The 26,193-nt window shown below is 42.0% G+C and carries 16 protein-coding genes, 2 pseudogenes and 1 other annotated feature; of the genes and pseudogenes, 9 read left to right on the plus strand and 9 right to left on the minus strand.

The window, feature by feature from the left end:
- Positions 1–50 precede the first annotated feature (50 nt).
- The 3 genes from CST_RS07980 (at position 51) to CST_RS07990 (ending at position 3,228) form a co-directional block, all read left to right on the plus strand.
- Positions 51–1,343 carry an ABC transporter substrate-binding protein gene (locus CST_RS07980; RefSeq protein ID WP_015359364.1) on the plus strand — a complete coding sequence of 431 codons (1,293 nt, stop codon included), beginning with the start codon at positions 51–53 and terminating at the stop codon, positions 1,341–1,343.
- Between the two features lie 123 nt (positions 1,344–1,466).
- The gene (locus CST_RS07985) at positions 1,467–2,351 is read left to right on the plus strand and encodes a carbohydrate ABC transporter permease (protein WP_015359365.1); all 885 of its coding nucleotides are present in this window, start codon (positions 1,467–1,469) and stop codon (positions 2,349–2,351) included.
- Positions 2,352–2,475: 124 nt separating this feature from the next.
- Entirely contained in the window at positions 2,476–3,228 is a 753-nt protein-coding gene (locus tag CST_RS07990) for a carbohydrate ABC transporter permease (protein ID WP_242823535.1), read from the plus strand.
- A gap of 27 nt (positions 3,229–3,255) precedes the next feature.
- Here the strand turns inward: CST_RS07990 and CST_RS07995 are convergent, their stop codons facing one another.
- The 3 genes from CST_RS07995 to CST_RS08005 form a co-directional block, all read right to left on the minus strand.
- Complete coding sequence (locus tag CST_RS07995) at positions 3,256–4,983, minus strand: ABC transporter ATP-binding protein (protein WP_041746662.1); 1,728 nt, start codon at positions 4,981–4,983, stop codon at positions 3,256–3,258.
- A 119-nt stretch (positions 4,984–5,102) separates the two neighbouring features.
- Positions 5,103–6,167 (minus strand): YkvI family membrane protein, encoded by a 1,065-nt coding sequence (locus CST_RS08000; protein ID WP_015359368.1) that lies wholly within the window; start codon positions 6,165–6,167, stop codon positions 5,103–5,105.
- A 127-nt stretch (positions 6,168–6,294) separates the two neighbouring features.
- Entirely contained in the window at positions 6,295–6,492 is a 198-nt protein-coding gene (locus tag CST_RS08005; protein WP_015359369.1) for a ferredoxin, read from the minus strand.
- Positions 6,493–6,938: 446 nt separating this feature from the next.
- Here CST_RS08005 and CST_RS08010 point away from each other — a divergent pair, with 446 nt between their 5' ends.
- On the plus strand, positions 6,939–8,471 hold the full coding sequence (locus CST_RS08010) for a hypothetical protein (RefSeq protein WP_015359371.1): 1,533 nt from the start codon (positions 6,939–6,941) through the stop codon (positions 8,469–8,471).
- Between the two features lie 39 nt (positions 8,472–8,510).
- Here the strand turns inward: CST_RS08010 and CST_RS08015 are convergent, their stop codons facing one another.
- The 3 genes and pseudogenes from CST_RS08015 to CST_RS13345 form a co-directional block, all read right to left on the minus strand.
- Complete coding sequence (locus CST_RS08015; protein WP_015485040.1) at positions 8,511–8,705, minus strand: DUF6485 family protein; 195 nt, start codon at positions 8,703–8,705, stop codon at positions 8,511–8,513.
- A 177-nt stretch (positions 8,706–8,882) separates the two neighbouring features.
- Complete coding sequence (locus CST_RS08020) at positions 8,883–9,422, minus strand: inorganic diphosphatase (protein WP_015359374.1); 540 nt, start codon at positions 9,420–9,422, stop codon at positions 8,883–8,885.
- A gap of 177 nt (positions 9,423–9,599) precedes the next feature.
- A pseudogene (locus CST_RS13345) lies at positions 9,600–9,818 on the minus strand (IS30 family transposase); the annotation flags it as partial.
- A gap of 28 nt (positions 9,819–9,846) precedes the next feature.
- Between CST_RS13345 and CST_RS08025 the strand changes: the two are divergent.
- Entirely contained in the window at positions 9,847–11,073 is a 1,227-nt protein-coding gene (locus CST_RS08025) for an IS256 family transposase (RefSeq protein ID WP_015358103.1), read from the plus strand.
- Here the strand turns inward: CST_RS08025 and CST_RS13915 are convergent.
- A pseudogene (locus tag CST_RS13915) lies at positions 11,067–11,180 on the minus strand (IS30-like element ISCth2 family transposase); the annotation flags it as partial. The gene CST_RS08025 and the pseudogene CST_RS13915 overlap by 7 nt on opposite strands.
- A 310-nt stretch (positions 11,181–11,490) precedes the next feature.
- Here CST_RS13915 and CST_RS13535 point away from each other — a divergent pair.
- Both CST_RS13535 and CST_RS13725 read left to right on the plus strand, forming a co-directional pair.
- Entirely contained in the window at positions 11,491–13,203 is a 1,713-nt protein-coding gene (locus CST_RS13535; RefSeq protein ID WP_242823536.1) for a methyl-accepting chemotaxis protein, read from the plus strand.
- A 30-nt stretch (positions 13,204–13,233) separates the two neighbouring features.
- Positions 13,234–13,434 carry a hypothetical protein gene (locus tag CST_RS13725; protein ID WP_015485041.1) on the plus strand — a complete coding sequence of 67 codons (201 nt, stop codon included), beginning with the start codon at positions 13,234–13,236 and terminating at the stop codon, positions 13,432–13,434.
- A gap of 85 nt (positions 13,435–13,519) precedes the next feature.
- Here the strand turns inward: CST_RS13725 and CST_RS08035 are convergent, their stop codons facing one another.
- Positions 13,520–18,946, minus strand: coding sequence for a glycosyl hydrolase 53 family protein (locus CST_RS08035; protein ID WP_015359375.1), 5,427 nt, complete (start codon positions 18,944–18,946; stop codon positions 13,520–13,522).
- Positions 18,947–19,218: 272 nt separating this feature from the next.
- On the opposite strand from CST_RS08035, the gene CST_RS08040 reads away from it, so the two are divergent.
- Complete coding sequence (locus CST_RS08040) at positions 19,219–21,306, plus strand: methyl-accepting chemotaxis protein (protein WP_242823537.1); 2,088 nt, start codon at positions 19,219–19,221, stop codon at positions 21,304–21,306.
- 67 nt (positions 21,307–21,373) lie between these two features.
- Here CST_RS08040 and CST_RS08045 read toward each other — a convergent pair whose 3' ends face one another.
- Positions 21,374–23,365, minus strand: a complete 1,992-nt coding sequence (locus CST_RS08045) for a methionine--tRNA ligase (RefSeq protein WP_015359378.1) — start codon at positions 23,363–23,365, stop codon at positions 21,374–21,376.
- Positions 23,366–23,791: 426 nt separating this feature from the next.
- Positions 23,792–24,016: a binding site (T-box leader), on the plus strand.
- Positions 24,017–24,289: 273 nt separating this feature from the next.
- Between CST_RS08045 and thrS the strand changes: the two genes are divergently transcribed.
- Positions 24,290–25,939 carry a threonine--tRNA ligase gene (gene thrS / locus CST_RS08050; protein WP_015359379.1) on the plus strand — a complete coding sequence of 550 codons (1,650 nt, stop codon included), beginning with the start codon at positions 24,290–24,292 and terminating at the stop codon, positions 25,937–25,939.
- The last annotated feature ends 254 nt before the right edge of the window (positions 25,940–26,193 follow it).

Below are 26,193 nucleotides of genomic sequence, written 5' to 3' on the forward strand. Positions count from 1 at the left end.
CGTGGCATTTCTGTAAGCCGCAAAAACAAAATAACAGGGGGAAAAACAAAATGAGAAGGATTCCGTCTCTGTTTTTGTGCCTTGTTCTTTTAATTTCTTCTCTGTTAACAGGCTGCAGCACTTCAAATGTCGACACCGGTACAGGCGGACAAAAAACCAAACTGAGAATTGAGGCCTGGGGAATAGAAACAGACCCGAATTCAAAAATCATTAAAGAAGCGGTAGATTTATACAACAAAAGAAGTGAAACAGCAGAAATAGAAATTGCGTTTACCGAATCGGAACAGTACAAGACAAAAATAGCAACACTGATGGCGGCCAATGAAGCTCCGGATTTGTTTAATACATGGGCTGCAGGGTTTTTGAAGACTTTTGTCAATTCAGGAAAAGTATACAGTATCAGCGAAGACCTCGAAAATGATCCCGAATGGAAAAACAGTTATGTAAACGGCATTTTCGATGCACTCACCTTTGACGGCAAAATTTATGCGGCCCCAACCACTCAAACCGTTGTATGCCTGTTCTATAACAAAGAGATTTTCGACAGGCTGAATCTGAAAGTTCCCGAAACATACTCCGAACTAAAAGAAGTGATCAGGGTGCTCAATGAGAACGGCATTATTCCGTTTGCACTCGGAAACAAAGCCCCCTGGGTGGGTGCAATGTACAGCGAAATTATCGCCAACCGTATAGGCGGGGGTGAACCGTTTAAGAAAGTATACGAAGGTACCGGGACATGGCTTGATCCGTCTTTCATCCGTGCAGGCGAAATAATGTATGAGCTGGCGCAGATGAATGCTTTCCCGGAAGGCTTTAATGCACTGGATAACGATCCTGCCCAGGAACTGTTCAAGGAAGAAAAAGCGGCAATGCTGGTTATGGGCAGCTGGGCAATCCAGCAGCTGACCAATGATGAATCGCCGGTTAAGGATAAAGTTGATGTTGCAAAATTCCCCATAATAGAAAACGGTAAAGGAAGCATTAACAGCTGGCTGGGTCAGCCCGACCAGAGTTTTGCCATAAGCGCGAACTGCAAAGACAAAAAAGCCGCCGTCGAATTCCTGAAGACCATAGCGTCACAGGAAATCCAGGAAAAATTTGCAGAAGCGGGAAACCTTGTAGTGACAAAAATCTCGCTTCCTGCTGAAAAGGCAAATCCTATTGCAATAAAGGTCACGGAACTTCAGAAGGACATGGAAGAGTTTTTCCTGTTCTATGACGTCGCACTGGGAAATACAATAGGCGATGAATATAACAATACAATCCAGGCGATTACCGCAGGAAAAAATCCGGAAGAAGCGTTTCGTGCGTTGCAGGAATTTACCGAACAAAACAGGGAGTAAATTCAGTTAAAAAGAATACCATCCTGTCAGCGGCGGGTATCTCCCGCCGACCTGACAGGATTACAAAAGATATGGAGTCTGTTCATAAAATAATCATATCATACCGGTCAAGGTGAAATTACAATGGAATTCATGCTGCGAAACAAAAAAACAATTCTTTCTTTTATTCTACCGGCACTGATAATATATACAATAATTGTAATAGTGCCTATCTTCAGCTCTGTATATTACAGTTTTTTCAGATGGAATATTCTTGACACCATCAAATTTACAGGGATAAACAATTATATCAGTCTTTTTACGAAAGATGACGTTTTTGTCATAAGCGCAAAAAACACTTTCCTGCTGATGTTTTGGACAATTGTAATACAAACACCTCTTGCAATTGCCCTTGCCATAGCCATCAGCGGCAGTATAAAAGGAAAAAGATATTTTAAAACGGTTTACTTTCTTCCAAATATCCTTTCAAGCGTTGCAATAGGCCTGCTGTGGTCATTTATATACAATCCCGACTTTGGAATTGTCAACCGTCTCCTTACGTCCGTAGGACTTGAGAATTTAACCCGGTTATGGCTGGCCGACGAAAAAACCGTAATGGGTTCGGTTGTGGTAGTTGTATGCTGGCAGTTTGTGGGATATCACATGATTATTTATCTTGCAGCGATAGAAAACATTCCTTCGGAATTAAAAGAGGCTGCACTCATTGACGGCGTAAATCAGGGTAAAATGATCCGATACATTACTCTGCCCCTGATAAAACCCATAATAAGAATTGATACGATTTTAATGGCTACAGGCTCGCTGCGGTTTTTTGATCTTATCTATGTTATGACCTACGGAGGCCCAAACCATGCCAGCGAAGTGATAGCCTCGTACATGTACTATAAGGCTTTCAGAACTTATCAGTACGGATACGGCAGCGCAATTTCGGTGGTTTTGCTGCTGCTCTGCCTTATTGTCACCGTTATCCTGAAAAAAATGTTCAGCTCTGAAGAAATACAATATTAGCAGTCAGTTACAGGGAGTGCGAAATTAAATGATGGTTATTGCACGAAAACGTAAAAAAATAAAATTAGGAACTGTTATATTATACACAGTACTCATTGTTTCTTCCATAACATGCCTTTACCCTTTGATTTGGCTGATTCTTAATTCCTTCAAAACCAATTCGCAGCTTTTTAACGATCCATGGGGAATCACCTTTTCACCTGTGTTTGGGAATTATATCACCGCATGGACTTCAGGCAAAATAGGCACCAGCTTTCTTAACTCCGTGTTTGTGTCAGCAAGTTCGATGCTAATTACAATAATCATCGCGAGTATGGCTGCTTTTGCAATAACCCGCCTGAAATGGAAGCTGTCGGGTGCGGTTCTGGATTTCTTCCTCCTGGGGGTAATGATACCAATTCATTCCACATTGATACCCCTTTTTCTGATGTTTAACAAAATAAAACTGACAAACAACTATCTTTCCCTCATCCTTCCCTATGTGGCTTTTGCCCTTCCGACCTCCATTTTCATACTTACAGGTTTCATGAGCACTATCCCGAGGGAAGTGGAAGAGGCCTTTATAATCGACGGCGGCAGCATGGCCGGGGTATTTTGGAAAATCATTTTTCCGCTGTCCAAATCACCTATTGCCACAATATCCATTTTCAATTTCGTATCCATGTGGAATGAACTTATGTTCGCATTAATATTCATGTCCGATCAGAATAAAATGACCCTTCCGGTATGCCTGACCCGTTTCAAGGGGCAGTATTCCACCAACTGGACGGTGCAACTGGCTGCAGTGGTTATTATGGTAATTCCAAGCATTGCAGTGTATCTTCTTCTGAGCGACAGGATTATTGAAAGCATGACAGTGGGAGCGGTAAAAGGATAATTTTCCAAAGCCTTTTACCGCTTTTGTTTATATCTGCATTTCCTTATACAGTGACGCGTAGACCCCGCCTTTATTAATAAGCTCATCATGGGTTCCCTCTTCTTCAATACCATTGGATGTCAGAACCACAATTCTGTCGGCATTTTTTACGGTGGAAAGGCGGTGAGCTATTATCAGCGTGGTCCTTCCCTTTGCAAGTACATCCAGCGCCTGCTGAACCAGTCTCTCGCTTTCATTGTCCAGCGCGGAAGTCGCTTCATCAAGTATCAGGATGGGGGGATTTTTCAGAAAAGCCCTTGCTATTGATATTCTCTGTTTCTGACCTCCCGACAGTTTTACTCCTCTTTCACCTACAAACGTGTCATACCCGTTTTCCAGTTCCATTATAAAATCATGGGCGTTGGCAAGCTTTGCGGCCTGTATTACTTCCTCATCGGTCGCATCAGGTTTTCCGTATAAAATGTTCTCCTTTACCGTTCCTGAAAACAGGTATACATCCTGCTGGACCATTCCTATATTTCTGCGTAGTGATTCCAAGGTAACCTTCCGTATATCCTTTCCGTCAATGGTTATTGAGCCTTCATCGACCTCATAGAACCTGGGTATCAGATTGCAGAAGGTGGTTTTTCCGCTCCCCGACGGGCCCACCAGCGCAACTGTTTTTCCTTTCGGTATTGTCAGATTAATGTTTTTTAAAACTTCCTTCTTGCCGTTATAACTGAAAGACACGTTATTAAACCTTATTTCCCCCTCCACATTGGTCAGCTCTTCGGCATCTTCGCTATCCTCTATTTCTGGTTTTGTATTCAGAATTTCAAGGAACCGCTCAAATCCTGCCATTCCCTTCTGATACTGCTCTGTAAAATTCACCAGCTTGTCAATGGGATTTAAAAATACGTTTATAAAAAGAATATACGCTACAAGCTCGGACGAAGATATACTGCCGTGGCTCAGGAATATGCCTCCAATCACCAGTACCGTCAGGTACAGCACACCCTGAAGAAACTGGTTACCCGAAAAGAATTTCCCCATTATTGTATAATTGGACTCTTTTGAGTTCAGAAACTCATGATTGCTCCTGTCAAACTTCTGCTGCTCAATTTTTTCATTGGAAAAAGACTTAACTACTCTTATTCCCTCCAGCGTATCCTGCGTCTGGGCGTTTACCAATGCTATTTTTCTGCGGTTGTCGGCAAATACGGCCCTCATTTTAAGGTTGTAATTGGCTGTGAATACAATTATGAATGAAATAAGCAACAAAAGGATGATCGTCAATTTAACATTCATTGTAAGCATAATAACCACAGCCCCGGCAATCTTTATTACTGAAATGAACAGATCCTCAGGGCCATGGTGCGCAAGCTCCGAAATGTCAAAAAGATCGTTTGTCATGCGGGACATCAGTGTTCCGGTATTTGCATTGTCATAAAAGGAAAAGGAAAGTTTCTGCAGATGGCTGAACAGATCCCTGCGCATATCCGCTTCCATGCGTGCCCCCATTATATGTCCCTGCGCGGTTATATAGCGCTGGCAGAAATACCTGATAATATAAAGCGCCAAAAGCCCCAAACCCGCAAGAAGTATGATTTTAATCATATCAGGCGGGCGCTTGCCGTATACTTCATCCAGCAGATACTGAACAAGCTTCGGGAAAAAAAGATCAATGGCTGAAAGTACCAAGGCACAAAACATGTCCATAAAAAACATACCCTTGTAAGGGCGATAATAAGCTATAAAATTTTTAATTTTTTCCATCCGCATCTACCCTGTTCTCTCAATGATTTTTTAAAAGAATTTGTCGAATTGCATTATTCATTATAAAAGAATTGAACAAAATTACAAGCAGGAATTTGCAATATGAAATGTTTTGGGTATCAATTCAAATGCTTTTTTTTCGCTATATACATATTCACGACAAGGGCTGCAAGAATGATAATCCCGCAGTAGCCTATAAGGGGGTATAGAAACTTAACCAGATTTGAAAAACCCAAACGGCTTGACAATAAAGCCACAACGGTTGAAGCCGCCACTATGTACCTTCCCTTTACGGGTTTTTTCTCCATATCGATAACCCTTGAGGTAAATCCGTAAAGGGAACTGACTGCAGTTGTGTAAATTTCGGCAATCAGAACAATTGCATACACAACCTGCAAAAGCGGCGAAATACCTCCCGCAATATGGAGCATCGGAACTTCAAATTTATCTATAACTGCCATATATCCTGACAGCGCAAGGTAAATCATACCGGCTCCAGCACCAAGACCCAGACCACCGAGTATTGCCCCGTTCCTTATTGTTTTTTCATCCTTCGCCTCATTTCCCAATGGTCCGAGTATCGCAACCGATGTAACGGTATTATACGACACATATAAAACAGAGGCGGCAAGCCAGTGATTTACCAGTCCGTCCTGGCTTATTACCGGAAATACCGGTTTTACAGGATTCTGAGCAAATGAAAACACACTGACCGCCATAACCACCGTCAATAAAAAGGGCACTACAAAGCTTATCGAATTTATAACCCCATTAATCCCCGTGAGCACCGTAAGGGCAGTAAGAACGGCCATAACCGTATTCCCCGCTATTGCAGGAAGCCTTAACTGCTGTTCAAACAGTGCGCCGTTCCCGGCTATCATTACCGAAAAGGTGCCAAACAGAAAAAAGGTTATTATTGTGTCAATTACCGTTCCAAGAAACTTTCCCCCTGAGAAGCGGATAATCTCCAAATGGGATCTGGCATGCAGCTTATTTCCCAAATCCATGATTATAAAACCGAAAAAAATAAACAAGCCCGTTGCAACCAACAGTCCGCCCGCGCCGTATATCCCAAACCTTGCGAAAAACTGCATGATTTCCTGTCCGGTGGCGAATCCCGCACCTACAACGGTACCTATATATGTTGCAGCCACTTTAAAAGCAGAAATCCTTTTTCTTTTCACACTTCATGTCCCTGAAAAGTGTCCGTAAAATTGTATGACTGCAAATATCATTTTATGCCATTGCAAACTTCAGCTTATATATTTGAATTTGAAAAAGAACCCTTTTTGAAAAAGGGTTCTTTTTCAATTAATCTTCTTCATCAATTTTTATAGCTCCAACGGGACACTGCTCTGCGGCTTCTCTTGCTGCATCCTCCGTATCCTCGGAAATTTCTTCATCTATTGCAGTGGCTGTTCCGTCATCGTCCATGCTGAACACTTCGGGGCACAAATCGGTGCAAAGCCCACACCCTATGCATACGTCCTTATCAACAAAAGCTTTCATAAATACACCTCCCATCCCCTTATGATGAAATTTGCTGACAGTATTTCCATTTTAAAAAATTTTCAGCAAACTTCAATACCCTTTTTATAACAAAACCTATTATACTACATAATTAATTGTATTTCCGTATCCTGCGCAACAAAATTTATTTTTCTGAAAAAATCATCTTGCTGTTAAAATATATCACATAACCGGGCAGATTATGTTTTTTACAGTATGTTTTTTCATGTGCGGACTTTGGGTTAAAACGTCTTGTTTTTACGGAAATCAACGGCCGTAACGAAAATAATTGTCTTTTCCGATAAATAACACGGCAGTCCTTGTCCTTATTGTTAACAGGAGGATCATATTATATAATGTTGATATACGCTTAAATACTGCCGGGAATCATTATAAAACATCCTGAACGTCACAAAAGGTTTAAAATAAAAAAAGGTGGTTTAGGCATGAGGAAAGATCTCCGTACCGTTGTTCTTGTTCCGTGTATACTGACCTGCATACTTGCAGTTCTTGTGATATTTGACATAAAGGGTATCTCGCTGGTTCCGGCAAAATCCAAGGGCTCTAAAAAAGTGGCAGTTACCGTTACTCCCACACCGGCAGCCCAACCAACCCTGGCCCATGATACCGTTGAAGCACCGGCACACGAACCTGAGCCGACAGACTGGGAGTCCGAAATTCCCTCGGTTTCCATCACCCCTACTAACGCGCCCACACCTGAACCCACTCCGGCTTTGACCCCGGCGCCCACCGAGGCTGCGGCAAACAATCCTGAGCATGCGCCGTCTGGTACACCGGCGGATGAACAAAAAATAAACTTTAATGCCGTTTACAGGGCAGACGGAAAAAATTATTCTTTAATAGCCGATAAAAATACAATGACTTACCTGATTTTGAACAAAAAAGACAATTCGGTAAGAAAAACCGGTTTTCCGTTTCATTCCGTATATGCAGAGTTCCCCGGAGAACAACTTGGGCCGATTATAGGTCATAAGGATGATCGTTTTGTGTTTATGTCAAACAATAAAGTTGTCGCATCGGACGGAATACAGGAGGAAGTTCTGCTTGAGCTGGATGAAATTCCGAACATTAATGCGATAACGAAAAGTGAAAACAGGGTTTTGGCTGCCTTCTCAACTTCCGCAGGACAAACGGTGTGCATTGCCGACCTGAGGAATTTTTACGCGGAAATATACTATGAAAAATCCGCTATCAATTATTCATATATGGTACTAACCGATGAGAATTTCAGTTACAGCAAAAAACGCAGAATTCCGGCAGGGCCGTATTATGAGTTTCTCTATACCGCAAGGGACGGAAAGGTCAAATTGCTGGCAATGGTAAATGAAATAACCGATTACACCCTGGATACCGGAAATAATACTGTCACCATCAAGACTGTCGGAAATGACAGCTTCAAGATTGATTTAAAAACCGACAAACTGACGACAAGCAAATCCATAAGTAAGGAACGTACACTTTATTTGCCTGCATATGGCGACGGTATTATTGAAAACCTTACCGATATCCGCTTTATAAACAGGAACGATCCCGACGAACCGGTGGTTCTGAAAGTATTGCCCACTTCATACAAGGCCGATGTCTATTATAATTCATATTATGATACTTTTTATTTCAACTTTTATCTGCCCGGGAAAGAAAATCTCCTGCCTTCATCCGGCGTTGCGGGCTCGTTTACGGTGATAGATTATTCGGTTATTTCACTCGTTGAGAATAAATTTTTCAGAGGATCGACTGTAAAAAATCTTCTGTTTTCAGGTCAGACCGGCATTGGCAATGCTGAAATATATCTTATGGAACAATACGTGTCTTATAACAATGAGTATGTGCCTTTTGAAATGGTTTACGCATGGATACCCATTAAAAACAGCACAAAAGCATATCAGATATACATGTATGTTCCGTATGGCGAAAGCCATGAGCCGTATCTTGATTTTATAAAGCAGCTCATATCATAAAAATGCCCGAGGCAGAGCTTCGGCCCTGCCTCAAAATGTTTAATACCCTCTTTTTCTGTAATCACTATAAAGGTTTTCTATGGATCGGTCATAGGTTTTTTCTCCGTCCTTTGAGAAAAAACATCCCGGCACTTCGCCGTTTCTGCGGTGGTACGCCACGCATTCGCAGCATTTGCCGCGCCGGGAGCAGGGATATGTACAGGTACAGCTGATCTTATTATATTCACAAGCCATTTTAAACCCTCCGGAACAGTTTTATTACCATTTAATTATAGAAATTACTTTTATACTTTTCAATAAATTGGGGCTGGTATATTTTAACGGAAAGGCATTTCACGCCCGTCAGAAAATATCCCAGGGCAATTCAGAAACTCACTCCACGCGAAAGGATTGGCTAAAGAAAATCCGGCCTTAAATCAGCTTACCGCAAAAATGCCTTTCGTACATATTGATGGCCTCCCTTATTATGTTTTTTGCCTCCTCAGGGCCAAGAACTTCGGTTGCTGCCGATACTTTGTTTTCAAGACTTTTATAAACTTCAAAAAAGTGCTTTATCTCGCTGGATATGTGCGGAGGAACGGCATTAATATCCTTATAGAAATTCCATGTAGGATCTTTCACAGGTATTGCAATTATTTTATCATCCACTTCGTCACAGTCAACCATCCGTACAACACCTATAGGATAACATTTTACCATTATCATCGGATCCAACGATTCACTTGACAAAACCAGCACATCAAGTGGATCCCTGTCATTCGCGTAAGTTCTGGGTATAAAACCATAATTGGCGGGATAATGGGTGGATGTATAGAGAATTCTGTCCAGTACCAGCAATCCCGTCCGTTTGTCAAGTTCATATTTCTTTTTGCTACCCGCGGGTATTTCAATCACAGCAGTAAACTCATGAGGTTTTATTTCTTCCGGATCTATATCATGCCAAATGTTCATGTAATACCACCCTCCGTTCTTTACCTTCGGTAAATCATGCAAGTAACAAATTATGCTAACATTTCAACGGTTACATATCAAGACAATTTATTTTTTGCTTTTTTTATTATAAATTGCAATATTAAATGCCGTGAAAAATTTGGTAAATCCATTGCTTACTGGAATAAATTCTATACATCATACCGCCATTTCTATGGCTGACCTATAACCAAACATTCTTCTTGGATATTCATTAATCCATCTCTCTATACTTTTTATTTTTGCTTTACTTACTTTTGATATATCTGTTCCTTTTGGTATAAATCTTCTTATCAGTTTATTAATATTTTCGTTCGTTCCTCTTTCCCAAGAACTATAAGGATGAGGGGTGTTAAAATAAAATTGTGTCTGGTGTATAATAAAATCACAAAGGAGGCTGGTAATTATGGATAAAAATACCTATTATGAAACAGTCAAAAATATGGCGGTTGAAAAAGTATTAAACCAGTATTGCTCTGATTCAGATCCATCACGCCCTGCCCTCAAAAAGTTGCTGGAGGATTTGCTCGACTGGTTTATGTTGTCTGAACGCCAAATCTATCTCTTGAAAAACGAGAACGACAAAGGCAACGGCTTTTATGATAGAAAACTTGGTACACCTATGGGTAACCTGGACATCTCTGTCCCAAGAACTCGCACTGGCGATTTCAGACCCCACATCCTACCTGAACCGTATAAAAGGGTGGATGAATCCTATACAGACCTTCTTATGTCCCTTGTTGTCAACGGTTATTCAGAATCTTCTCTCTTAAATACCCTCAAAAGCCTCAACCTTCCTTACTCTGATGATGAACTCAACAAAATCAAAGATGACCTAAAAAGTGAATTAGACCTTTTCAAACAACGGGAATTACCCGAATCGGTGTTTGCTTTATTAATCGATGCTTATCATTGTGAGATAAAAGACGGCTCAAAAGTGAAGAAAGCCGCATGCTACATAATCCTTGGCGTTGATATGGAAGGTAAGAAAGACATCTTTGGCCTTTACACCTTCTTCGGCAAAGAAAACAGAGCCGATTGGAACAAGGTCTTTGAAGACTTGATAAACCGCGGTCTTAAACGAGTTTTAGTGGTTGTAAGTGATGATTTCCCAGGTATTATCGAGACCGTCAAAGCTGTATATCCATATGCTGATCATCAGCTCTGTTTTGTACACCTTCAGAGAAATATCCGCAAATACATGACCAAAGCTGATGCCGCAGAATTCAATAAAGAACTCGATAAAATAAAATTTGCTTCTTCCTTTGATGAAGCTGTTCAAAAGTTTTATGACCTTTGCAGTAAATTTAAGAGTAAATATAGCCGATATATGAACATTCTCATGGAGAAAGCAGAACATTATATGGCTTTCATTAAATACCCCGAATCCTTGAGGAAGCATGTTTATACTACCAACAGTGTAGAGAGTATCAACAGTCTAGTTGAAAAAATTCGGATAAGATCGGGTGGTTACTTTAACTCTGTCGAAGTATTGGAAATTAACATATATTTACAGAGGGAGAACTTGAGGCGGACAAAATGGAAAAAAGCGGTACCAATGATAAATGCTCACATTTATGAAATACAACAAATTTTCCAGTTACGTTACTTTAATCAGACACAAAATTCTTGACAACTCTCGTTTTTTCTTGTTTCTGTGTTATTATTCATATATAACTCATGGTACTCCTTTGCTAATGTTTTTCTTTGGTTATTAAACATTTTACAATGGATTACCATGAGTTTTCTATATATTACGGCATTTTATTTTACAACTTCCCTTTTGCTTTTTTTATCACTGTTAATAAATTGTTTAAAATTTTCACAGCTAATTGTCGAAAAAATAATAAGCTCTATATTTAACTTTCTAAAAAGGAAGGCAGGTACGTCTCAATTATGCAAGTAAAACAAATTTTTTCCAGGCTACCTGAAATATTCAGTTTTAAAACCATCCGTTCAAAACTTCTGACCGCTTTTCTTATTAACATTATTCCAGTCATAGTGTTGGGAAGTGTTTCATATCATATTTCAAAAAAGATCGGTCAAGGAAATGGCACAGTCAACCATAAACGATGCACTTACCCAATCAAGGAATTACCTTGAACAGGTATTCAGAAACATAGACGCATTATCCAGACAAGTGTTAAGTGACGCATATATACAGGAGTATTTAATCCTAAGCAATGACAACAAGATGAAATACATTAACCTTCAAAGCGAAGTAAACAAAAAATTGAGCAATATAAGCTTCAATTATGATTTCGTGGCGTCGGTAAGCATTATTGCCGACAATAAAAAATCCATATCCACGGCTGATTACAGTTTGTCCAATATTGATTATTCAGAATTTCTTGAGGACGAATTGACCAAAATGGCTACCGAAAAGGACGGTCAGCTGTATTTTGCCAGCAAGCATGAATTTTTGGATAAATACAAAAGGACAAATGTCAAGGCCAATGCATATGCTTTTACCGCGGTACGCGCATTAAAAAATATTTCCCGAGGGGCGGTCACAGGCTACGTTTTTATTGACGTTAAAGAATCAAGCATTCAAAACATGCTTAATGAACTTGAGAATGGTATTGAAGGGGAATACTACCTCATCTCCCCTGACGGACGAGTGCTGTCTTCAAAATCCAATTCCAATGAGACAGAAGAAAACAGCGAAAATATTAATGAACAGCATTTTATACGGGAAATTCGCCAGAGCTGTCTGGAAGAAGGAACAATGTTCGTAACTTTCAAAAAGCAGCCGTATATGTTGGCATATACCCATATCGGCAATTCAAACTTTTTACTTCTTTCCCTTGTTCCTGAAAAAGTTTTGTTTAAAGCATCCCGCAGTATATTAAAATCGACGTTAATTCTTGTAATTCTGGGTTCGGCTTTCGCAGTGGGAATAGGCCTGTATATGTCCATGAATATGGGCAGGAGCATTAACAGTATCATTAACACAGCAATACAGGCAGCTTCAGGTGATCTGTCGGTAAAATTCACATCAAACAGAAAAGACGAACTCGGTCTTCTCGCAAAATCTATTGACACAATGATTACGAATACAAGAAATCTCATTGCAAATACCATTGAAATTTCGAACAAAGTGGCAGATTCAGCCACAACCGTTGCATCGACAACCCATTATGTATCGGAAATTTCAAAAGATATAACAGTCGCAATTCAGGAAATTGCCAAAGGTGCTTCCGATCAGGCAAGCAACGCCGAGGAGAGCGTAAACCTGATGGACCAGCTTGCAATGAGAATAAACAAAGTGTCCGAAACGACAAACGAAATAGAAAAACTTTCAAAGGAAGCCATTGAGATAACTGGCCAGGGTCTTTCAACGGTTGGAGAACTTGAAAGGAAAACCGTTGAGACAACCGACAATACCAATGCCATTACAAAAGATATACAGGCTCTTGACACCCATTCCAAATCCATTGGAAAAATTGTGAATGTTATAAGAGCAATAGCAGATCAGACCAATCTTTTAGCCCTGAATGCAGCCATTGAGGCTGCAAGAGCCGGTGAAGCCGGACGCGGGTTTGCAGTGGTTGCGGATGAAGTCCGGAAACTTGCGGAACAATCCATGGAAGCCACAAAAGAAATTTCAACTATAATAAATAATGCCCTTAAGCAGACAGAACTGACCGTACAACGCTCAGTGGAAATGGAAAAGTCATTAAGGTCCCAGAATGAAGCCGTTAATAACACAATTGAATTCTTCAGGCGTATAAATGCTGCAATGCAGTCTCTCGCCGAATGAATAGAGGAAATAAGAAAAGAAACTGCTGAGATGAATTCCTGCAAGACTGATACCATTGAATCCATTCAGAATATATCGGCCGTTTCACAGGAAACCGCTGCATCATCCGAAGAAGCCAATGCTTCAACCGAAGAGCAGCTTGCAAATATTGAACATCTTGCCTCTTTGGCAAAAGAACTGGGTGAAGTGGCTCAGAAAATGAAAGAGTCAATCGGAGTATTTAAAATATAAATCAGTTGAGCGGGCTTAGCACTGAAATCATAAACATGAACAAACCGGGAAATGACGCATTTCCCGGTTTGTTTTTCGCATTAATTCATTGGGCTCTATGGTATATTCTGTAAAGCAATGCGGCGGCTTCGGCTTTTGTGGTCATGCGTCCCGGACTAAGGTTCTTTCCGTCACCTTTTATCAGGCCGTTTTTAACCAGCGTTGCCACATACGGGACGGCATAACCTGATACTTCCGAAGCATCACCGAAACCCGCAATATCGTCTTCCGACCCTTTCGCCAGATTTATACCTGCCGCTTCCAGCGCTTTTGCGGTAAGCACCATCAAATCCTGCCTTGTTATTGTGTCATTCGGATTATATCTGTTATTGCCCGTTCCTTCCGCTATTCCTAATTTTCTGGCAATCCCCAGTTCGTGATAATATATGTCTTCCCTGGTTACATCGTCAAAGTTCCCGTCATATTTTGCAGTAAGGTCAAGGGTTCTAATCAGCCACATAATGTATTCCCCGCGGGTTATACCGGCATGGGGCTTAAATCCGGTATCGGGCATACCGTCAATAACTCCTTTCGACGCCAGAACCTCTATCGGCTTAACCGCCCATGGCACCGCCGAAATATCGTTAAATGTTACCTTAATCAGTTCAACCATGAAACTGCCGGTGCGGATTGTTCTGAATTTTAGCATCCCTGTTTCGGCGTTGTACCTTCCCCCGGGTATGGGACTTGTCGTTCCGTCGTCATTGATATACCTTACTGAAATATATTCAGTTTCTTCTGCCTCATCCTCCGCCGGTTCATACCGAACTGAAATCAGCACCGGAAAATCAGGGTTTTCCCATTTGATATCTTTTCCATTGACAGACAAGGTAAATGATATCACAGGTCTATTCCCTGATACCCCGCCCGTTCGGTCAAATACACCGAAACTCAGCTGCACATAATATGCATTTTTAATTTCCTCTTCAGTGAATATACATGCCGGCAAAACCAATGTCCCAAGTTTTGTATCAACCTCAATATTGACACGTGGATTATTCAGAGTTAATGCCATTTTTGGCAGAACAAGGGTATAAATTTTTGCGTTGTCAGCTTCAGGAACGTTAATAACAACGGTTTTTGCCCCGTCAGGTCCCGTCAGCGCGGAATCCATGGCACACTTAAATTCACTTTCGGTTATATAAGAGGCCTTAACCTCTCCCGCAGCAGTGTCGTATTTAGCTATTTTTACGCTGATGCTTCCGTCCTTAACCGTGTTTACAGGTGTTTGAGATGAATCCGTCCCGTCCGCTTTTGGAGCCCGTCCACTGCGGCTTTCCGGTGCCGGCGTGGTGGTTGGTACGGGTACCTGAGTTGGCACCGGAGTAGGTTCAGGTTCAGGCGCCGGTTCTGGAAAAGGTGCAGGTGTTGGTACAGGTTCAGTTTCAGGTTCAGGTTCGGGTTCTGCTTCAACCGGTCCGGAATATCCGAGAGTAACTGCATCTATACAAGCCCAGTCTCCGGCATTTGCATCCTGATAGAAGCCAATTGTAATCTCACCGCTTGTTACCTCGAAATCAAGGCTTACCTTTCTCCATCCGCCGGCGGGCGGGAAACTTTCCCTAACCTCTTTGCCGGTACCGTCCTTTGCATATATGTATGCGTTTTTGGTTATACCATGGTATATATACGCGGAAAACGTATATAAACCGTTCTCAAGTCCGGTTATTGTCTGACAGACATCAGATACAAACGGTTCTTCCGACCATGTAGACAGCGAATAATATCCGTCCGGCGCATCGTTGCCGAAAAATCTCCTGTCCTGCCTGTACGTTGCGCCCTTGGTTCCGGTGAATGTCCATCCGGGTATAGGTTCATCGCCCGTTGGTTCCTCTTCAAAACTCCAGTTTTTAACCGGAATTTTATTCTGAAGTATAATGATAACATTCAAAGTCGTTTTGTTTAATAAAACCTCTATATCTTCGACCTTGCCTTCAAAATAGCCGTCTTTGCCCGCAGTTATGGTATATTTCCTGCCCGCTTCCACTTCATTCAGCACAAAACGGCCTTTATCATCGGTGATTGTGGTATACCGTTCATTGCCTGAAACGGCCGTTACCTTAGCGCCGGCAACCGCTTTTCTGCCACTGTCAAGTACTATTCCTTCTATCGCGCCAATGTTATATATGACGGTAATGTCAATATTCTGTGTCGTTTCACCCACTTTTACCGTCACATTTTCCCGGATCCCGTCCAGGTATTTTTCCTTGCTTGCTCTTACGGTGTATCCTTCCCCCGCCGTTACATGTTCTATTCTGTATTCTCCTGACGCATCGGTCACATCCGAAAGAACCGTATTATCAACTTCAACACTTACCGTTGCGCCTTCAACAGGATTACCAAACAAATCGGTAACTTTTCCGCTAATGGCTCCAGAATTCAGTATCAAAGTCAGATTCACGTTCTGAACCCTGTCTCCCGTTACAATCCTACCGCTGTTTGCCTGATCCGGAAGATACCCTGTTTTTCCCGCGGTAACTTTATATCCGGTATATGATTCGGGCAAATCCCCTATTATGTAGTTGCCGTCACTGTCGGTTACGGTTTCAAACAATTCTTCACCCGTGTCTATTCTCACCCATGCATCTTTAACAGGGTTTCCCCTTTCGTCCGTGACTTTTCCCGAAACGGCACCTCCGGTAAGAATAATATCCTCCGTATAAGTTATTCTTCCTCTAACGACAGTTACTGAAGACACACGGCCACCTTTATAACCCGATTTTTCTGCGGCAATGTCTCCGTCCGAATTGGGTTCAACGCCGAAAAACATGTAATTTCCGTATTTGTCGGTTCTGGCTGTGTAATTTTTCCCTCCGATAGAAAGGGTTACCACGGCATCCGATATACGCCTGCCGTACTCGCCTTTTACAGTACCTGAAACAATCCCCGTCTCCGTCCCCTGTGTATTGAATTTGTAAGCCTGGAATACCGGAAGGGCTCTGCCATCAAAGTCGAAAAGAGTGGTGTTTGAAACAACGTTTACATCGGCCTTGTCATCCCATTCTCTGAATGCCCATCCTACTCCGGGAACTTCTATCATAACGGGATCCCAGTAAAGATCCCCGATTATTCTTCCGTCTTTTCCGCTTTTCAGGCCGTTTAACAGTTCATACATAAAATCCCTCTGGCCTTCGGGACTGCTTGGATAGATATTTTCATAAGGGCCGTTGTGTGTCAGCTGCCCCGGAGTTCCGTCGGGAAGAACGGGATTCCATTTATAGCCTGTTTCCATAATAAGTATGTCCTTGTTGTATCTTGTTATCAGATTATTGCAGAACGCAACTACGGTTTTTACATCCCTTCCCGTCCAGAATGGGTAATAGGACGGCCCTATTATGTCATACTCAACACCATATTTTTCACAGTTGTCAAAAAAACTGTAGTATTTGCTGTAATTCCCGGCATCATCCAGGTGTATTATCACTTTTGTTGACGGTGATACTTCCTTGACTGCGTTGTACCCTGCCTTCAGGAACCTTGCAAGATTTGGCCACGTTGCCGACGCCGCCTTTCCATACGGGTATAGCATGCCTTCCTGTATCTCATTTCCAAGAGATACAAATTCAGGAGTTGTACCCTGTTTCGCCATAGCTTCCATTATTTCCTTCGTATAATCGTATACAAGTTCCTCGAGTTTATCCACCTTTCCTTCGTCGTCGGGTATGCCTGCTATAATTTTCTGCCAGTCGTGAGGAATAATCTGTGTTGCGCCGTTTGTCCAGTAATCACTGTAATGAAATGTCAATACTATCTTAAAACCTGCACTTTTTGCCCGTCTTGCAAGCCTCAGTATGTCGTCCTTGTTCATGAAATTCTCGGCAAGATAGTACGATCCGTCGCCCCGTCCCTTGCCCGGGTTATTGTATATCCTTAATCTCACAACATTATGACCGTTTTCCTTTAAAATTTGAAATACATCCTTTTCATTGCCGTCGGTATCATAGAATTTTCCGCCCATCGCCTCAACGTAACTTACCTGGGACACGTCACCCCCTATAAGAAAATCAAAAGACCTGTCATCCTTCACAAGCTCCATTTTGTCCACCTTCACCCAGCTTCCCTCCTTTCCTTCGCAGTAAAGCCCTATCCTCAAAGTACCGTCGGTTACATGAATGCCTCTTATAAATACCTGGGTCCAGCCTTCGGATTTTGGAACGCCAGTCCTTGATTCGGACACCCACGCCGGTTCCGCATACAGATAGCATGCATCATGAGAACCACCGCTGTATGTCCATGCTGTTAAAGTATAATACCCGTTTTCAAGCCCGGTAATGATCTGATACGTATCCACCGTATAATCGTCATCATACCAGTACCCAAGGCATTTTTGGCCTTCATACGGCGAATTGTAATCAATAAAGGCAGCTCCTGCATCACCCTTTACTACCCAATTATCAAAATCCTTTTCAAAGTCACCGTTGGGTACACTAATTTTTTCAGACTGCTTTTCTCCTTCCAGTTCGCCTTTTTTTATCAGCGTTATATGATCAACCGCCGCCCACGCTTTTGCATTGCCTTTATAGTAAAATCCGACGGTAAGCTTGTTGTCAGCAACTATTACATCGACGGTATTCTGTCTCCATTGTCCGTTTTTTACGCCGATTTTCACGCTTGAAAAGCCATGGTCCTGAACATACATGGTATATTCGATTCTGCCGTCATCATCACAAGTCCAGGCCGATACGGTATATAATCCATTTTCCAGCCCCGTTATGGTCTGGCGTATATCCACTTCAAAAGCTTCCTCACTCCAAAAGTTCAGCTTTTTTCCCGTTCCAATCCCTTCTCCGTTCCAGTCCCATCCGCTGTCGACGTTATATGCGTCACTGTAGACATAATCTGCCACAGTTATCTCCCACGACTCCGTATCATTTTCAAAATCTCCGTTGGGTACAGGAATTTCGACAGGCAATTCAAGCAACTCAATTTCTTTCTCCCTTACAAGTGTCACCGTATCCGCATTGTACCACGCATTTGCCTCTCCGTCATCGTAAAATCCTATTGTCATCTGTCCGTTTGTAACTCCTACTCTGAGGCTTATTTCAACCCAACGGTTTGAAGTATCCTTAATGTCAACCCTTTCAACTGATTCTCCATCACAAAAGTCCTTAACGTACATATAACTCTCCCTGTGTGTTTCCCCGCACATTACGTAGGCCTTCAGCGTATAAATTCCGTTTTTAAGCCCTTTTATTGTCTGCTCGGCCGTTGCGGTGTAAGGCTCACTGTGCCAGAACGCCAGTCTTTTTCCTTCTGTTCCGCTGTTGTAGTCATAATCCCAGTATGGCTTAATCTCAACACCGTCCCCTTTCAGAACCCACGCTGTATTGACTTCGTCCTCGAAGTTGCCGTTCGGAACCGGTATTTCTTCTTCAGCGCTGACCACTGCAGGAGGCAAAACAATCACATGAACCAACAGGAAAAATACCAGTAGACCGGCCAGTCCTTTTAATTTCGGATCTCTGTTTCTCATGTAATCACCCCGGACTTTTTATGTTAATTTTTCCGTTTAAATTGGATTTAAGGCAGGATGAAATTTATACAAATATATTTTATCAGCGGATACTGAGTAAAAAGTTAAGCAGAATCAGTAATATTTTCTGTATCTTTTATGGCTTTCAAATGTGGGTATTTTCCACGACTTCGTTAATTTTTTGTTAATTTTTTTCGATAAATATATAGCAATATACATAAACAAAAATCATAATAAAGAAGGCAGGTTTTGTCATGGACGTAAAGAATACCTTGAACAGAGCAGCGGAAATATTCAGGTTTAGGACCATCCGATCAAGGCTGCTGACCGCGTTTATTTTTACAATTATCCCGGTTATATTGCTGGGTTATGAATCTTACAAAATTGCAAACGACGCCCTTATGGACAAGGCAAAAACGGCCGTAATTGACACGTTTAAACAGACAAATAATTATTTTGAACTGATGTTTGATAATGTGGAGGCTATTTCCACACAGCTGCTGTCCAATAAGGATCTGCAAAAATATATTAAAGGAAGTGTAAGCAGCAAAGTGGACAACATTGAGCTGAAAAACAATTTATCCAGCAGCATAAGCAATATCACATTCACATATGATTTCATAAATGATATTGTCATTATTGCCGATAACGGTAAGTCTCTGTCCACCGTCACCTATTATTTGGGAAATCTTGACTATCAGGATTTTCTACAGGACGAATTGACTAAAAAGCTTACCGAAAAACGCGGTCAGATACTATATCTTGGATGGCATGAATATTTGGACAAATTTCAGTCAAACCATTTCGAAAAAGTTAACTATGCAATTTCGGTCGCAAGGCTCTTGAAGGATATGAATACTTCCCAGAGCTTGGGTTACCTTTTTATTGATATTAAACTGTCAAGCATTCAGAAACTGCTGAATCAGCTTGCGGAGGGAAGTTATGCTGAATATCACCTGATAAGCCCCGAGGGAAGGGTTATCTCTTCTTCCAATGCCAATACAAATGATTCGGGAGATACATCCCAGTCGGAACAGCTTTATCAGCAGGATTTTATTCAAAAAATTTATGAAAGTGATGCAGTAAGCGGTTCCGAAATTGTCCATTACAATAAAGAGAAATATTTACTTACATATACTTATGTGGGCGATACGGGGTTCGTACTGGTATCCCTCACACCGATGAAAATCCTTATGTCGGCATCGCGCAATATCATGTTCTGGACAATACTTATGGTTCTCGCCGGAGTAACATTCGCCGTTATTTTAGGGCTTTTCATATCCATAAGCACGGGCAAAAGCATCAACAAAATCATAACCGCTGCAAAACAGGCAGCTTCAGGTGATTTATCAGTCCTGTTCTCATTTAAGCGGGACGACGAACTTGGTCTGCTTTCCAAAGCAATTGACACAATGGTTTCCAACACCAGGAATCTTATTGCAAACGCAATTGAGCTTTCAAACAAGGTGGCCGACTCGGCGATAACAGTTGCTGAAACTACTGAATACGTATCTGAAATATCAAGGGATATTACACATGCAGTGCAGGAAATAGCAAAAGGTGCGTCGGAACAGGCAAGCAATGCCGAGGAAAGCGTAAATCTTATGGACCAGCTGGCAATGAGAATAAACAGCGTATCCGAAACGACGAACGAGATAGAAAAACTTTCAAACGAAGCCATGGAAATTACAGGGCATGGGCTTACCACAGTTAAAGAGCTTGAAAGAAAAACCATTGAAACAACCGACAACACCAACGCCATCACAAAAGAAATACAGACTCTTGACGCCCAGTCAAAATCCATCGGCAAAATTGTGGATGTAATAAGATCGATAGCTGATCAGACCAATCTGCTGGCGTTAAATGCAGCTATAGAAGCTGCACGAGCCGGTGAATCAGGACGGGGATTTGCGGTAGTCGCCGATGAGGTTCGAAAGCTTGCAGAACAATCGATGGAAGCTACGAAGGAGATTTCAAATATAGTAAACAATACGCTTAAACAGACACAAATAACCGTAAACCGTTCGATTGAAATGGAAGAAGCGCTGAAATCCCAGAATGAAGCAGTCAACAATACGATAGAGTTCTTCAATAGAATAAATACCGCTATGCAGGCCCTTGCGGAAAAAATAGAAGAAATAAGGGTACAAACCAATGAAATGAATTTATGTAAAGCGGATACCCTTGCTTCAATCCAGAATATTTCGGCCGTATCCCAGGAAACAGCCGCTTCATCCCAGGAAGCCAACGCTTCCACCGAAGAGCAGCTGGCAAGCATCGAGCATCTTGCCACATTGGCCAAAGAACTGGGCGAAGTAGCAGCAAAGATGAAAGAAGCCATCAGTGTCTTCAAAATCTGACAAGATTAATAAAGGTCGGAGAGGATTTCCCTCTCCGACCTATAATTTTTTATAATGCTTGAAAAGTTTACTCATTCTGACTAATCTGACTTGGGTGTTTCTTAAAGAAATCCACCCGTGGTTCAAGGAATTTCAGTTTGTGTTCTTCGGGATTTTCCATAAATTCATAAATGGGATCAAATATCCTGTCCCAACTCCACAGTTCTTCTCCTACCCTGAGATATTCCCTAATCATCTCGGTTCCTTTCGGAGCAATCGGATGCATCAGAACGGCAGCTGTCCTGACCATATGGAAGGTATCTGCAAGCACCTGCAAACGCAGTTCCTCATTATTGGTCGTGTCTGCTTCCCTGATCATTTTCGACCAGTATTTGTTCATGTTGCGGATATACGTATCCATAAGGTTCATAACCTGGTGGAACTCAAACCTGGCCATTAACCTTTCATATTCAAGTATGGTCTCGTTGGACTCTTTAATTACTTCTTCGCTTATTTTCCTTACAGGAATTTTACCGTCGGTATATTTCTGCGCCGTATAGAAACACGACCTGACAGCGCGGTTGAAAACATTGGTGAGTAAATTGCCTTCTTTCAGCACCGGATCGCTGTCTTTTTCGGATGCTGACGGATTAAAGGGTTTTGGCTGGAAACTCACGCTTCTGATGCCAAGGCCCAGACCCAGAAAATGAGCCCTTAACTGCTCAGGGGTATAATATTCCAGCAAATCCCGCGCAGAAGGCGGTTTTATACTTCCGCTGCTGCTTGCTTTTTGATTCATGAACAGAATATGGTTATTAACAATCAGTTTCGGCAGCTGCAACTGACCTTCGGGCGGATCAACGGTGGGATTTTTCCCCTGCTGAGCCATGAACATTGCCATTTCGGCAGGTCCGTAGAAATAAACATTATCCTCGCCAAGGAACTGATAGACCTGTGAATCCTTTGAACACCACCATTCCTTCCATTCATTCTTGTCCCTGTTATTCATCTCAAGGTATGTCATTGTAAAGGATATGGGTGCCCACAGTGATTCAGGCCATACCCAAACGGTAAGACCATCAAGGCCTTCAATGCACGGAGCGGGTACGCCCCATTCCACATTTCCTGTAATTCTGAAAGGAACAAGGGTTTTACCTGTGCGGAAACGCACTCCGTTTTCGGCAAGTATCAAAGAGGCTTTTTCCCGTTTTTCCAGCTTGTCAAAAGACATCACAGCAGAGGACTTGCCCTCGTCAATTAACGTAAAGTCAGGAAGCTTATCCTTTATTTTCTCAACCACGTCAAGAAATTCTCTCTTAACATAAATAACCGGTGGTTCAAGGAATTCTTTTATACTCTTTATCATAAACTTCCTTGCGCTTTCGTCACTTTCAAGCCTTTCAACCCACTGAACCAAAAGGTCGCGGAAACCGTCGAGCCTGAAGTACCAGTTTGTAACATCCCTCATTTCAGGCCTTTTTCCGGTAAGGGTACTTCTGGGATCAATAAGATCCTGCGGCATATACTGATGCCCCAACGAGCATTCATCCGCATAGGCTCTTTCGGATTTACATCCCTCAATAGGGCATTTTCCCACCACCTGGCGGCCGTTAAGGAACATGCCAACCTCTGGATCATAGAACTGGGACGTGGTCATTTTGATCAGGTGCCCGTTCTCATAAAGCCTGGTTATAAACTCTTCCGAAAATTTTCGGTGATTTTCCGCGGCCGGCCCGAAACTTGAAGCCGCAAAAAGATTTATATCAATGTAATATTTGTCAAGTATCTCTTTCTGAAGTTTATGGTTCTGTTGTACAAACTCGTCGATTGTGCCCTTAAATTCACCGTTCTCAACCAACTGCCGGTAGTTTTCCAGAATCGGAGAGCCGTAACAGTCGGTGCCGGAAACAAATATTACATTTTCTTTTCCTATACGATCGCGCAAAAAACGCGCGAAAGTATCTGCATGGACAAAAACACCGCCTATATGGCCCAAATGCAGTTCTTTATTGCCATACGGCATCCCGGCTGTAACTACCGCCCTTTTGGGGAACTTAGGTCTGTCTGAATCCACTGTCATTCTTAAACCACCACTATTCCTTTCTGCCCCATTTTAATCATCCTCTCCTCCGATTAATATTTTTTGATTGCGCCAAACATAAAATACCAAACATGCAACAATAGCTCTGAAAAAATCAGAGTTTTTTAAGGACGATAAAATTATCGGACATTTCAACTTAACATTATAACTCAGTAAATTACATTTTTCAAAATCTGGCCGACTTTACTCAATATATTATTGCACAGCTTGACTTCCAAATCAACAAAATAAATTAACCGCCGGCCTGTACCCCTTTTGGAACGTTGTCAGACGAAATGCAGGCTTATGTACGCCTTTTGAGCACAACAGCATATACTGAAAACAGAAAATAAAACGTTATTGTTTCAATTATGCGAAATCATTTGCTTTTTAAAAAATATCTGCTATAATATCAAAAAAATACAAACAAATGTGATGACGAGGACGAGTAAATTTTGCCCAGTTTACAGAGAGGAAGTGCCGGAAGGCTGAGAGCACTTCTAAACATGGAAAATTGAAAACCCCCTCTGAGCAGTGCACCGAAACTTAAAGTAAGTGCAACCGGTGATTCCGTTATAATCACAATGAGTGACAGCCGTTTTATATGGCTGTAATTTGGGTGGAACCGTGAGAACTGCTCTCATCCCATTGCGGGATGGGAGTTTTTTATTATACCCGGAAGGTGGTGCTGAACTGTGAGAAAAATACTGTTTGTTACCGCCTGCTTATCTTACGACGGCAGTACGATATTTTTCGCAGACAGTTCGGGAACTATAACCCGCAGCTCATTTATCGCTTAAGTCATCGTCTGCGGAAACTGGGCAAAAAACGTTAAAAGATCGGTCTCATGCCTTTAAAAAAATATTATAAGGAGTGTTTTGTCATGGCTGAAATAAATGAAAGACTGCACAAAGTAAAAACACAATGGTTCTTGTTCTTGCGTGCGCCGTCGGTGAAATTTTCGGTTCGGCAAAGCTGGGTACAGGCACAGTTTCAGAGAATGAATTCTTTTATGATTTTGAGCTTCCGAGGCCCTTGGTCCCGGAAGATTTGGAACTGATAGAAAATAAAATCGTTGAACTGATAAATAAAGGATACCAGATAACAAAAGAATCCGTTGATTTTGACAAGGCAAGGAATATTTTCAGCGGGCAGCCGTATAAACTTGAATTGCTGGGCGAAATTTGCAAAAACTCTGAAAACCCTCAAATACCGGTCTGCAAAATCGGTGAATTTTACGATTTGTGCGGCGGTCCGGTACTGTCGTCATTGAAAGAACTGAATCTGCATGCTTTCAAACTGTTAAGTTTTTCAGGAGCATACTGGAAAGGAGACGCCGGCAGACCCATGCTGCAGCGGATATACGGCACGGCATGGGAAAGTAAAGAAGAACTTAAAACGTATATCAGTAAAATTGAAGAAGCAAGTAAACGGGATCATAGAATCCTGGGCAAACAGCTTGACTTTTTCAGTTTCTCCCAGGACGTCGGTCAGGGGCTTGTTTTATGGCATCCCAAAGGCGCTATGGTCAGATACCTTCTGGAAAAATTCAGTCAGACGGCACACGTGCTGAACGGTTATGAGTGGGTATATACACCGCATATAGGAAGGGCGGAATTATGGAAAACTTCGGGTCATCTTCAGTTCTATAAGGATTCCATGTACAACCCCATTGAAATAGACAACGAGAAATACTATCTGAAACCCATGAGCTGTCCTTTTCATGTCATGATTTATAACAGTTCGGTGCGTTCATACCGGGATTTGCCCATTCGCTATGCCGAATACGCCGCGGTATACAGGTACGAGCTTTCGGGAACATTACACGGACTTACAAGGGTAAGAGGGTTTACTCAGGATGACGCTCATATTATCTGCACTCCTGAGCAGGCAAATGATGAGATTTTCAATGTTCTTAAATTTTCACTTTACATTCTTCAGTCATTCGGTCTTAATGACTTTAAGGCTTATATTGCAACAAGGCCTGAGAACAAGTCCATAGGCAGTACAGATGACTGGAACAGGGCGACAGAAATATTGAAGTCCGCCGTAATCAGGGCAGGTCTGGAATATCAGATTGATGAGGGCGGCGGAGCCTTTTACGGTCCGAAAATAGATCTGAAACTGCGCGATGCCTTAGGAAGAGAGTGGCAGTGCAGTACAATCCAGTTTGACTTCAATCTTCCTGAAAGATTCAATATGAAATATGTAGGCGCTGACGGTCTGAAACATACGCCGTTGATGGTGCACAGGGCATTATTCGGCAGCATGGAAAGATTTTTTGCAATGCTCATTGAACACTACAACGGAAAATTCCCGTTGTGGCTTGCACCCGTCCAGATAGGCATTGTGCCTGTAAGCAGCCGGAATAACGATTACTGCAAAGATTTATCGGTAAAATTAAAAAAATCAGGGTTACGCGTAAGTCTTGATTCAGGCGACGATAAAATGAATGCGAAAATCAGAAAAATGGAGATGAAAAAAACACCAATCATATTTGTTGTCGGAGACAGGGAAATTGAAAGGAAAGGTTTTTCGGTGCGCTCAGAAAAGAAGGAAATCTTGGGTTCATGACTTTCGAAAGTTTCATGGAAAAAATCAAACCTGAACTGGATATGGGAGTTCCCAGATACATTATGAATTAACCAATAAAGGCGGGTTATAAAAATAATTCCCGCCTTTTTTACAATGTAAAGTGAGACATGCCATCCGCGATATAACTTTCCGGCAAGCCAGTAAAATTTTACGCTTCTGCTGCCGCCCGATACGGCCTTATCCGGCAAACGGTCAGGGAACCTGCGGGCGGCCCGATTTTAACAGTAACGCCA

This window comes from Thermoclostridium stercorarium subsp. stercorarium DSM 8532 (assembly GCF_000331995.1).
GTDB classification, from domain to species: Bacteria; Bacillota; Clostridia; order DSM-8532; family DSM-8532; genus Thermoclostridium; species Thermoclostridium stercorarium.

Excerpts from the sequence above, each read along its gene's own strand:
- CST_RS07980 (WP_015359364.1), top strand. The coding sequence starts at position 51 with ATGAGAAGGATTCCGTCTCTGTTTTTGTGCCTTGTTCTTTTAATTTCT.
- CST_RS07985 (WP_015359365.1), top strand. The coding sequence starts at position 1,467 with ATGGAATTCATGCTGCGAAACAAAAAAACAATTCTTTCTTTTATTCTA.
- CST_RS07995 (WP_041746662.1), bottom strand. The coding sequence starts at position 4,983 with ATGGAAAAAATTAAAAATTTTATAGCTTATTATCGCCCTTACAAGGGT.
- CST_RS08005 (WP_015359369.1), bottom strand. The coding sequence starts at position 6,492 with ATGAAAGCTTTTGTTGATAAGGACGTATGCATAGGGTGTGGGCTTTGC.
- CST_RS08010 (WP_015359371.1), top strand. The coding sequence starts at position 6,939 with ATGAGGAAAGATCTCCGTACCGTTGTTCTTGTTCCGTGTATACTGACC.
- CST_RS08015 (WP_015485040.1), bottom strand. The coding sequence starts at position 8,705 with ATGGCTTGTGAATATAATAAGATCAGCTGTACCTGTACATATCCCTGC.
- CST_RS08020 (WP_015359374.1), bottom strand. The coding sequence starts at position 9,422 with ATGAACATTTGGCATGATATAGATCCGGAAGAAATAAAACCTCATGAG.
- CST_RS08025 (WP_015358103.1), top strand. The coding sequence starts at position 9,847 with ATGGATAAAAATACCTATTATGAAACAGTCAAAAATATGGCGGTTGAA.
- CST_RS13535 (WP_242823536.1), top strand. The coding sequence starts at position 11,491 with ATGGCACAGTCAACCATAAACGATGCACTTACCCAATCAAGGAATTAC.
- CST_RS13725 (WP_015485041.1), top strand. The coding sequence starts at position 13,234 with ATGAATTCCTGCAAGACTGATACCATTGAATCCATTCAGAATATATCG.
- CST_RS08035 (WP_015359375.1), bottom strand. The coding sequence starts at position 18,946 with ATGAGAAACAGAGATCCGAAATTAAAAGGACTGGCCGGTCTACTGGTA.
- CST_RS08045 (WP_015359378.1), bottom strand. The coding sequence starts at position 23,365 with ATGACAGTGGATTCAGACAGACCTAAGTTCCCCAAAAGGGCGGTAGTT.
- thrS (WP_015359379.1), top strand. The coding sequence starts at position 24,290 with ATGGTTCTTGTTCTTGCGTGCGCCGTCGGTGAAATTTTCGGTTCGGCA.